Here is a 9,461-nt window from a genome sequence, read left to right on the forward strand (position 1 = left end):
ACCATGAAAATAAAGTCCATAAGCGCAGGTGAATATACCGCTCCCCCTGCACACGGCCCCATTATAGCCGCAATCTGCGGTACTACGCCCGATGCCAACGTGTTCCGGAAGAAAATTTGCCCATACCCGCTTAAAGCATCTACCCCCTCTTGTATCCGCGCACCACCCGAGTCGTTTAACCCTATTATCGGCATCCCTACCTTCATCGCCAAATCCATAACCTTGCATATCTTCTTCGCATGCATCTCTCCTAAAGAACCGCCCAGTACTGTGAAATCTTGTGCATACACCGCTACCGGCCGACCATCAATAGTACCTACCCCGGTCACTACCCCCTCGCCAGGCGCCTCCGTCTTATCCATCCCAAAAAGTGTACACCGGTGAGTAACAAAGGCATCTATCTCCTCAAAACTACCCGGGTCTAAAAGCGCTTCTAGCCTCTCCCTGGCCGTCTTCTTCCCCTGCTCGTGCTGCTTCGCTATCCGCTTCTCACCCCCCCCTGCCCTAACCTTCGCTAAACGCTCCTCAAGTTCACGCACACGTTCCTGCATAGCCATACACTCCCACCCTCACTTCTTCTCGCGCTCGGAAATCTCCAACAAAACTCCATTAGTGGCTTTCGGATGAACAAAGGCTATCTTAGCCCCTCCTGCGCCGTAACGCGGTTTTTCGTCAATTAACCGTACGCCCTTTTGCTTCAATTCCTCCAATGCTTTCTCTATGTTATCAACCCTCAAAGCTATATGCTGAATACCGGGTCCGCGGCTCTCTATGAACTTCGCCACTGCACCCTCCGGATCGGTAGACTCCAACAACTCTATTTCACTATCTCCCACTGGTAGGAAAGCCACCCTTACTTTCTGCTCGGGCACCTCCTCTATGCCTTCGCACTTAAGGCCCAACACTTCCTCATAAAATTTTATGGCCTCCTGAAGGTTAGGTACGGCGATACCAATATGGTCTACGTTAAATACCTTCACTTTACACGCCTCCCTCAAAGTATTATTTTCTTCCCGCAGACCCTGCTTGCGGGATTATCTCACCTACCAGGGCCTCTGCCGCGCTTAAGGGATCTAGTTGCCGGCTATAAACTTCTTCTAGCACTCCGTCCATACGAACTTCTTTCTTTAAGCGGGCAAAGATTAATCTCTCCACACGTTCTATAATTTCTTCCTTTAAGCGCATCTTTCGTAACGGGTCCAAATGTCCTGAATTAACCAAAAAAGACCGGTGTCTTTCTACAGCGTCCAGGAGTTCCTCAACCCCTTCTCCTCGCCAGGCAACAGTTTTTATGACCGGCGGCAGCCACCCCTCTGTCTTAGTTTGCTGTTCTAAGATGCTCTGGAGATAACGCACCACTTGGTCGGCATCACCGCGGTCAGCCTTATTAACTACGAAAATATCCCCGATCTCCATGATACCAGCCTTAGCCGCCTGGATGTCGTCACCTAACCCGGGCACCGTTACCAAAACGACGGTGTCGGCGACCTTCACTACGTCTACCTGGGACTGGCCGGCCCCCACGGTTTCCACCAGGATATAATCGCACCCGAAGGCATCTAAAACTACCAAGGCATCTCTAGCCGCCCAGGACAGACCCCCAAGGTGCCCCCTGCTAGCCATGCTGCGTATAAATACACCGGGATCTAACGTTAGGTCACTCATGCGTACCCTGTCGCCTAAAAGGGCACCTCCAGTAAAGGGGCTAGTAGGGTCTACCGCCACCACTCCAACCCTGTACCCCCGGTGCCGCATCAACTTTACGAGAGCATCCGTCAGAGTACTCTTCCCTGCGCCAGCCGGACCTGTTATCCCTACGATATAGCTCCGTCCACTCTCTTTATACAGAACCCTCAGGATTTCCTTACCCTCAGGAGCTTCATTTTCTATAAGACTAATAATCCTGGCAGCCGCCCTTTTGCTGCCCTGCCTAAACTCTTTAAGCAGTTCTTCGATCATTTTCTCCATCCCCTCTGATAGCCACCGCCGGTCTCCCTGCCTGGTTAGGTTCCTCAGCCCGAGGCTTATGCCGAAGTCCCTTGGCTTTTTTCCCCTACCTTTTCTTTAATAAAGTCTATAATGACACTCGTAGGCGTTCCTGGGCCAAAGATGGCCGCGACACCTTGCTCCTTCAAAATCGGAATATCTTCTTCAGGTATGATCCCGCCTCCAATAACTAACACTTTGTCTCCCACTTGCTCCCGTAAAAGTTTTACAACCTTAGGGAAAAGGTGCAGGTGGGCCCCCGACAAAAGACTTAACCCTACCACATCCACGTCCTCCTGCACCGCCGCCGCCACTATCTGCTCTGGCGTCTGACGAATACCCGTGTAAATTACCTCCATGCCCGCATCACGCAGGGCACGAGCGATAACCTTCGCCCCTCGATCATGCCCGTCTAATCCCGGCTTGGCAATGAGCACACGTATTTTCCTCATCATCTTTACCCCCTAAAGTACCTCTTTAAAGTTTAAACAATATCCAACGGGCGGTACTCCCCGAAAACGTCCCGCAAAACGTCGCAAATCTCACCTAGAGTAGCATAGGCCTTAACCGCTTCGTATATCGCAGGAATGATATTCTCCGTGCTGGACGCAACCCGCCGTAATTCCTCCAAGCACCGCGCTACCTGACGGTTGTCCCTCTGCGCCTTGAGTTCCTTAAGCTTCTTCTTTTGGGCTTCACCCACGGCAGGGTCCACTTTAAGAAGGTTCTTAGGAGGCTCTTCCTCCATTTGGAATTTGTTAACGCCAACTACAGTGCGCCTGCCGCTTTCTACTTCTTTCTGATACCGGTAGGCGCTGTCCTGTATTTCGCGCTGGATATAACCTTGTTCAATAGCCTTTACCGCCCCGCCCATAGCATCGATTTTGGCAATATAATCCTGAGCTTCTTTTTCTAGTCTGTTAGTTAGCGCTTCAACGTAATAAGAGCCCCCAAGCGGATCTATGGTCTCGGCAACACCACTTTCATAAGCAATAATTTGCTGCGTGCGCAAAGCGATCCGTACTGCCTCTTCGCAAGGTAGGGCCAGCGCTTCATCATAGGAATTGGTATGCAGGGACTGAGTTCCGCCGAGCACGGCCGCTAGAGCCTGAATGGCTACTCGTACAATATTGTTCATGGGCTGCTGTGCCGTCAAGGTACACCCGGCTGTCTGGGTATGGAAGCGCAGCATCATGGACCGCGGGTCTTTTGCTCCAAAGCGTTCTTTCATAATCTTGGCCCACAGCCGGCGGGCTGCGCGGAATTTAGCTATTTCTTCAAAGAAGTCGTTATGGGCATTGAAGAAGAAGGAAAGCCTCGGGGCAAATTCATCCACCTGTAGCCCGGCCTTTAGGGCAGCTTCTACATAGGCAATAGCATCCGCCAGCGTAAAGGCTATCTCCTGGGCTGCAGTAGCACCGGCTTCCCTTATGTGATAACCGCTGATGCTTATGGTGTTCCATTCAGGTAGCTCCTTGGAGCAGAAGGCAAAGATGTCGGTAATTAGCCTCATAGAAGGTTCAGGCGGGAAAATGTAGGTACCGCGCGCAGCATACTCCTTGAGAATGTCGTTTTGAATAGTACCGCGTAGCTTGTTAAATGGTACCCCCTGTTTCTCGGCTACAGCCATATACATGCACAGAAGAATCGCAGCGGGCGCGTTGATGGTCATAGATGTGCTTACTTTATCTAGGGGTATTTCGTTAAAAAGAACTTCCATATCAGCCAGAGAATCAATAGCTACTCCTACTTTACCAACTTCACCTTCGGCCATGGGATGATCTGAGTCATAGCCTATTTGCGTAGGGAGGTCGAAGGCTACACTCAATCCTGTCTGCCCCTGTGACAGCAAAAACTTATAGCGCTGATTGGATTCCTCCGCCGTACCAAAACCCGCGTATTGCCGCATGGTCCAGAAGCGACCGCGATACATGGTGGGCTGTACGCCACGTGTAAAGGGATACTCACCAGGAAAACCGAGATCGCGCAGGTAATCCAAATCCGCTATGTCTACAGGTGTATACAATCTCTCCACCGGATAGCCCGAACCAGTCATGAACTGCTCATGACGTTCCGGATGCTTAGCTATGGCCTTTTGAACCTTCTGCGTCTCCCATGCATCTTTGGCCGCACGAATAGCTTGTAGGGCTTCCTCCTTTAACACGACTAGACCACCCTTTCTTTAATTTTTAGGCTTCATACTTCCGTGGGCCCCAAAACGGATATGCCAGGATAGGGCCTCTTCAAGACAATGGGGCGTATGTCCACCCCTTTTTAAAGCTTTATCAAGATATTCCTTAAGCAAAGGTCTATAATCAGGATGTGCACAGTTGTTAATTATTTCTTGAGCCCTCTCTACAGGACACTTATTCCGTAGGTCAGCCACCCCCCATTCCGTAACGATTACGTGAACTTCATGCTCAGTATGATCAACATGAGAAACCATCGGTACGATGCACGATATTGCTCCATTTTTCGCTGTAGAAGGGGTGGCAAAAATCGAAAGGTACGCTGAACGAGAGAAATCCCCTGACCCGCCAATACCGTTCATCATGCGGGTTCCCATAATATGTGTGGAGTTGACGTTGCCGTAAATATCCACTTCAATAGCTGTGTTCATGGCAATGATACCTAACCGCCTTATGACCTCCGGGTTATTGCTTATTTCCTGAGGCCGTAAAATAATCTTTTGCCGGTAGCTCTTAATGTTTTCGTAAAAGCGCTTTAACCCCGCTTCAGAAGCCGTGATAGAGGTACCGGAAACAAAACGCATCTTCCCCGCGTCAATTAAATCAAACACAGAATCTTGGATTACTTCGGAATAAAATTCTAGATCACTAAAATCCGACTGGGCAAGTCCTGCTAGTACAGCGTTAGCGACGCTACCCACACCCGATTGCAGGGGCAAAAGTTTATCCGGCAACCTACCAGCCTTTATCTCTCGCTTGAAAAACTCAATAAGGTTTTCCGCCATCTGCTTGCTAATGGCATCTACCGGGGCCAACGGGCGAACATTATCCGGTATGTCGGTGAAGACTATAGCCGCAATCTTATCTGGCTCGCAGAGAATATAAGGTGTGCCAATGCGCTCATCGACCCTAGTCAAAGGGATGGGCTTACGTTTGGGAGGATCAGCAGGAATATAAATATCGTGCATACCTTCAAGCTCAAGGGGTTGGCTGGTGTTAATTTCAACAATTACCTTTTCGGCTAGCTCAACAAAGGTAGGCGTATTGCCAACGGAGGTGCTAGGGATCAAGTAACCTTCGGGAGTTATAGCCACTGCTTCTACAATAGCAACATCCAGGTGTCCCAAAAAGCCATACCGGGCTTGTTGCGCTACCTGACTCAGGTGAATATCAATGTATTGTACCTCTCGTCTATTGATAGCATCCCGGATGGATTCGTTAGTTTGATACGGTAGCCTTTTATTTATTATCCCTGCCCTGGCGAGGGCACCGTCTAATTCGTCACCTACGGATGCTCCGGTCCAAAGGTTAATCTTTATTCTTTCTTTCTTGGCCCTTTCAGCCAAGGCTAAAGGCACGGCTTTGGGATACCCAGCGGGAGTAAAACCGCTCGTTCCAACGGTCATCCCGTCTTTAATCAATTCGGCTGCTTCAGCCGCTGAAGTAACCTTCTTAAGCAATTCTGGACATCGGACACGTGGTTCTTCCATGTTCTTCCCCCCGGCATCGTTCAAAAATAAAAGACCTGGCCTATTGCGTTATTTTAAATCAGCTATGTACGGCCAGGTCCTGTTTGCGCTACGGCGAGCAAGGTTAACTTACTCACCAGCAAACAAAATGGCTCTTTTTCAGGTTATGTCTCGCAATTTATTTTCCTCTCTACCTGTTCCGGGCTTTTACCTTGCTTACGGGCCACAAACTTTTCGTATATGACCCTAAACGCCATAATAATTGCTTTCCGCGCGCTCCCCCAATAACGCCTTTCAATTTCTTGCACCAACCCGTCTATACCGTCAGACAATTTGTACCCTACAGCTATGTCTCTTACAAACCTTCTCGCCACACTAGTAGCCAAACTACAGTCTGCGTCTAGTATCTCTCCATCGTCGGGTCTTACCTCTACGGCTATTCCAATTACTTCGTAGAGCCTATAAGCTGTTATAGTAGAGGGCAATCTCGCATAGCCTGTAAGTAGGAGGGTTTCCTCTCGCTTTTCTCCCGTAATCAGCCACCCCCTTGGCTTTTGTTAGCGTTCCCTTTCCACCCCTTTATTATTCAACTTAATATTGTGTGAGGGAGTTTCCATTTTTCCCGTAGGTATGGTTTCATTCTTCACGTATTCCTGCTTAAATAAATTAAAGGACCCCTTAGAGTTTTTCATTACTCTAAGCCAGGTCCTGTTTGCGTCTGCGTGAGTAAGTCTTCCTTACCCACCTGCAAACAAAACGGCTTTTACTCTATTTTAACCTTAGAATGTTATTCCGTTCACATCGTTTCCACTTCTAAAATAGCATCCAAGGCTTCAACTGTCAAGGAGGTCTGCGGGAATTTTTCATTTTTTCTTTTGTAAACTGTACTCCCTGGGGAAAAGATAACTTAAGCTACATATAAATGACATACATCATTGAGTGAGGCCAACACACAACTACTTCCGCACCAATCTAAAATACTTATACTTCCATTGTCTAGGCGAAACCGCCAAAGGCCCTCGAGCCCCAGCCCGAGCGCCCGGCAAATAATCACCCGTAGGGTTCCACCATGAGCAACTATGGCCAAGTTTTCTCCGGGGTGCCGGGCAACTATTTCTTGAAAGGTTTGGTACACCCTATTCTGAAGTTCCAGGTAGCTTTCTCCCCCGGGTACCCGGACGTTCCCCGGGTGAGCCACCCACTTTTTCCATTCTTCAGGGTACTGACTAGAGATCTCCCGGTACGTTAAGCCTTCCCAAAGACCAAAATTAAGTTCTCTGAGGGAAGGAAGTTCGTTTACCGCCAACCCATGGGCTTGGGCTATGATACTAGCTGTGTCCCGAGCCCGCCTAAGGTCGCTGGTATAAATCGCTTTTATATCTTCCTTTTGTAACCGTTGCCTCAAAAGTAGGGCCTGCTTGAGCCCCCGGGAACTCAACTCTATATCCCGGTGCCCCTGGTACCGGCCGGCTTCATTCCATGCCGTCTCGCCGTGCCGGATTAAGTAAATACGTGTGCACCCTTTCATATATCATTCACCCGTAAAAAGTTTTCTTAAAAGCTTCAGCAGGACAGCATTGGCCTCCCGTTCTTTTACAGCCACCCGGACATACTCTCCTTTAAGCCCCGGAAAATTGGAGCAATCCCGTACCAGTACTTTCTGCCGGGCTAAAGTCTCAGTCAGCTCCGCCGAGCCCCAACCGCTTAAACTCATGTCTACCAAGATGAAGTTGGCTTCCGAGCTGTGGGGGTAAAAACCTGGCAGAGAAGCCAAGCCCTCAAAAAGATATGCTTTCTCTGCTTTAAGCCATTTCCAGGTGCGCGCCTGGAATTCTTTATCCTTGAGGGCAACAGCACCAGCCAGTTGGGCCAAAATGTTCACCCTCCAAGGGTCACACCTAGCTTCTACATATTTAATGACCCGAGGGGCCGCTATACCGGCTCCTAACCTTAATCCGGGTAAGGCAAAAAATTTGGTAAGGGAGCGCAATACTATAAGCTTTTCCTCTCCGGCTGCCACCCGAGCTAAGGAGAGCTCCGGCCAGTTTTCTACAAAATCTATAAAGGATTCGTCTACTATTAGCCAAACACCCCGCCGCCGGCTTTCCTGCCATATATGGTAGAGGGTAGCGTAGGAAAGCAGATTTCCGGTAGGGTTGTTGGGATTGCACAAAAAAGCCATATCGGCTTGCTCAAGCAAGCGGCAGTAGGCGTCTATATCCAGCCTAAACCCTTGGGTAGGCAATAAGGGACAAGATAACACCTGGGCTCCGGCTGCTTCAGCTGCCCGGGCATACTCCGAAAAGGTGGGCTGAGGTACTAACACACTGCGAGGCCTAAGCAGAAAACAAAGGGAATAGATGATTTCCGTGGCTCCGTTCCCTATTAATAAATTATCCGGCTCAACGCCTAAGTAATCGGCCAGGGATCTTTTAAGCTCCAAATTGCTAGGGTCCGGATAGCGCCGAACTGCCTCCAAATTCTTGGCCAGGGTTTGCAGGACACAAGCTGGAGGACCCAAGGGATTGATGTTAGCGCTAAAATCCAGAAGCTCCCCTGGCTCCCACCCGTATTTCTGCCGGACCTCCTGCCAGTTCCCCCCGTGAAGGGAGGAAAAGTTTTTGCTCTCCAACCTTTACCCCCCCGCTTACTACTCTCGCGGGCATTAGGTTAAGAAAGGGATATCGCTCCTTTAAGAGTGCCTTCAATTTTTTCTGATCTACGGTCCCAGGTTCGTATAAGATCCCCACTACAGTCCCGCTGTGGGCTATATTTATCCCTAAAGCCCCGCTGGAAAGGGCTATATCAAAGATAACCGGTAATTCTTCCTTAGGCAAGATTCTTTGATTGGCCCAGGCGCTTAAGGTAGCTCCCCGCGCTATAAGAGCGGCATTCCCCTGGGAGAGCCCCTCTTTCACTAATCTTGTGGCTTCCCTGACCCATTTTTCTTTAGCCCGGTTGAGCTCCCAGAGATCCGGTCGACGGTTGAAAGCCAGGGTATCTACAGCCCCTCCTAGATCTACTATAAGGATATCCAAAGGAGGAGGCTCCCCTAGGTATTCCCACCGTTTACCAGATATATGCTCAAAAAGGGAGATACCAGGCAAGAATACCCCATCGCTGGGCTCTACCTGCACCACAATCCTGGTAAGCTCTTCTAAAGTCAGTTCCCGGCCGGCGGCCAAAGCAGTAGCTACGGCAGCAGCGGCTACATCGGCCGTACTGCTAGCTAACCCTTTACCTACTGGAAGGGGATTTTCTATTTCTACCAGAGCACCAGCCTTTATCCTTAAGAATTCCAAAGTTAGACGGACAGCGTGCAAAGCTTTGCTACGCCCGGCCGGTCCCTTCAAGTAATCTTTACCCCTTTCCAGGGTTACCGTAACCTGGGAACCCTTATCGATGGGGCAGGTTATCAAAAAATAGCTTTCCCCCACAAGCCCCTGTACCAGTTCTCCACAGGACCCGGGAACATAAGCAGTAGCTCGCATCTTCTTTCCCCTTATTCTTTCCAGCAGGCTGTCCTCTCCGCTTTCTCTTCCATTTAAGCATCTAGCGCCCCTGAGACTCCGGCCTCAGCGAAGGTGGCCATCTCGTTATAGATTTTGAGGGCGGCATCTATAATAGTTAAAGCTAAGACAGCTCCAGTCCCTTCTCCTAGCCGCATACGCATGGTAAGCATAGGACTAAGCTCCATCATCTCTAACATCACCCGGTGCCCGGGCTCATCTGATAAATGGGAGGCAATTAAATAGTCCTTTACCTGAGGACACAAGCGTACAGCTAATAGAGCTGCCGCCCCAGAAATAAAACCATC

10 protein-coding genes and 1 pseudogene are annotated in these 9,461 nt (G+C 49.7%); all 11 read right to left on the reverse strand.

All coding sequences use genetic code 11. The annotated features are described in order from the left end of the window. Positions 1-551 (reverse strand): annotated as a pseudogene (mmdA, locus tag L5656_RS08975) (methylmalonyl-CoA decarboxylase subunit alpha); the annotation flags it as partial. A gap of 18 nt (positions 552-569) precedes the next feature. Beyond that, positions 570-980 carry a methylmalonyl-CoA epimerase gene (gene mce / locus L5656_RS08980; RefSeq protein ID WP_297202064.1) on the reverse strand — a complete coding sequence of 137 codons (411 nt, stop codon included), beginning with the start codon at positions 978-980 and terminating at the stop codon, positions 570-572. A 22-nt stretch (positions 981-1,002) separates the two neighbouring features. Continuing rightward, positions 1,003-1,959 carry a methylmalonyl Co-A mutase-associated GTPase MeaB gene (gene meaB / locus L5656_RS08985; protein WP_297202067.1) on the reverse strand — a complete coding sequence of 319 codons (957 nt, stop codon included), beginning with the start codon at positions 1,957-1,959 and terminating at the stop codon, positions 1,003-1,005. 65 nt (positions 1,960-2,024) lie between these two features. Beyond that, complete coding sequence (locus L5656_RS08990) at positions 2,025-2,441, reverse strand: cobalamin B12-binding domain-containing protein (protein ID WP_366018198.1); 417 nt, start codon at positions 2,439-2,441, stop codon at positions 2,025-2,027. Between the two features lie 29 nt (positions 2,442-2,470). Next, positions 2,471-4,123, reverse strand: coding sequence for an acyl-CoA mutase large subunit family protein (locus L5656_RS08995; RefSeq protein WP_428849304.1), 1,653 nt, complete (start codon positions 4,121-4,123; stop codon positions 2,471-2,473). A gap of 45 nt (positions 4,124-4,168) precedes the next feature. Continuing rightward, on the reverse strand, positions 4,169-5,665 hold the full coding sequence (locus tag L5656_RS09000; protein ID WP_297202075.1) for an acetyl-CoA hydrolase/transferase family protein: 1,497 nt from the start codon (positions 5,663-5,665) through the stop codon (positions 4,169-4,171). A 143-nt stretch (positions 5,666-5,808) separates the two neighbouring features. After that, positions 5,809-6,183, reverse strand: coding sequence for a DUF3870 domain-containing protein (locus L5656_RS09005; protein WP_366018201.1), 375 nt, complete (start codon positions 6,181-6,183; stop codon positions 5,809-5,811). A gap of 368 nt (positions 6,184-6,551) precedes the next feature. After that, on the reverse strand, positions 6,552-7,172 hold the full coding sequence (cobC, locus tag L5656_RS09010; RefSeq protein WP_297202078.1) for an alpha-ribazole phosphatase: 621 nt from the start codon (positions 7,170-7,172) through the stop codon (positions 6,552-6,554). A 3-nt stretch (positions 7,173-7,175) separates the two neighbouring features. Further along, positions 7,176-8,276, reverse strand: a complete 1,101-nt coding sequence (gene cobD, locus L5656_RS09015; protein WP_297202081.1) for a threonine-phosphate decarboxylase CobD — start codon at positions 8,274-8,276, stop codon at positions 7,176-7,178. After that, positions 8,182-9,135, reverse strand: coding sequence for a hypothetical protein (locus L5656_RS09020; protein WP_297202084.1), 954 nt, complete (start codon positions 9,133-9,135; stop codon positions 8,182-8,184). Before L5656_RS09020 ends, cobD begins: the two co-directional genes overlap by 95 nt. A 53-nt stretch (positions 9,136-9,188) precedes the next feature. Beyond that, the coding region (locus tag L5656_RS09025) for a nicotinate-nucleotide--dimethylbenzimidazole phosphoribosyltransferase (RefSeq protein WP_297202089.1) at positions 9,189-9,461 on the reverse strand (273 nt) is incomplete at its 5' end.

This window comes from Thermanaeromonas sp. (genome assembly GCF_021890735.1).
In the GTDB taxonomy this organism is placed as follows: domain Bacteria; phylum Bacillota; class DSM-521; order Neomoorellales; family Neomoorellaceae; genus Thermanaeromonas.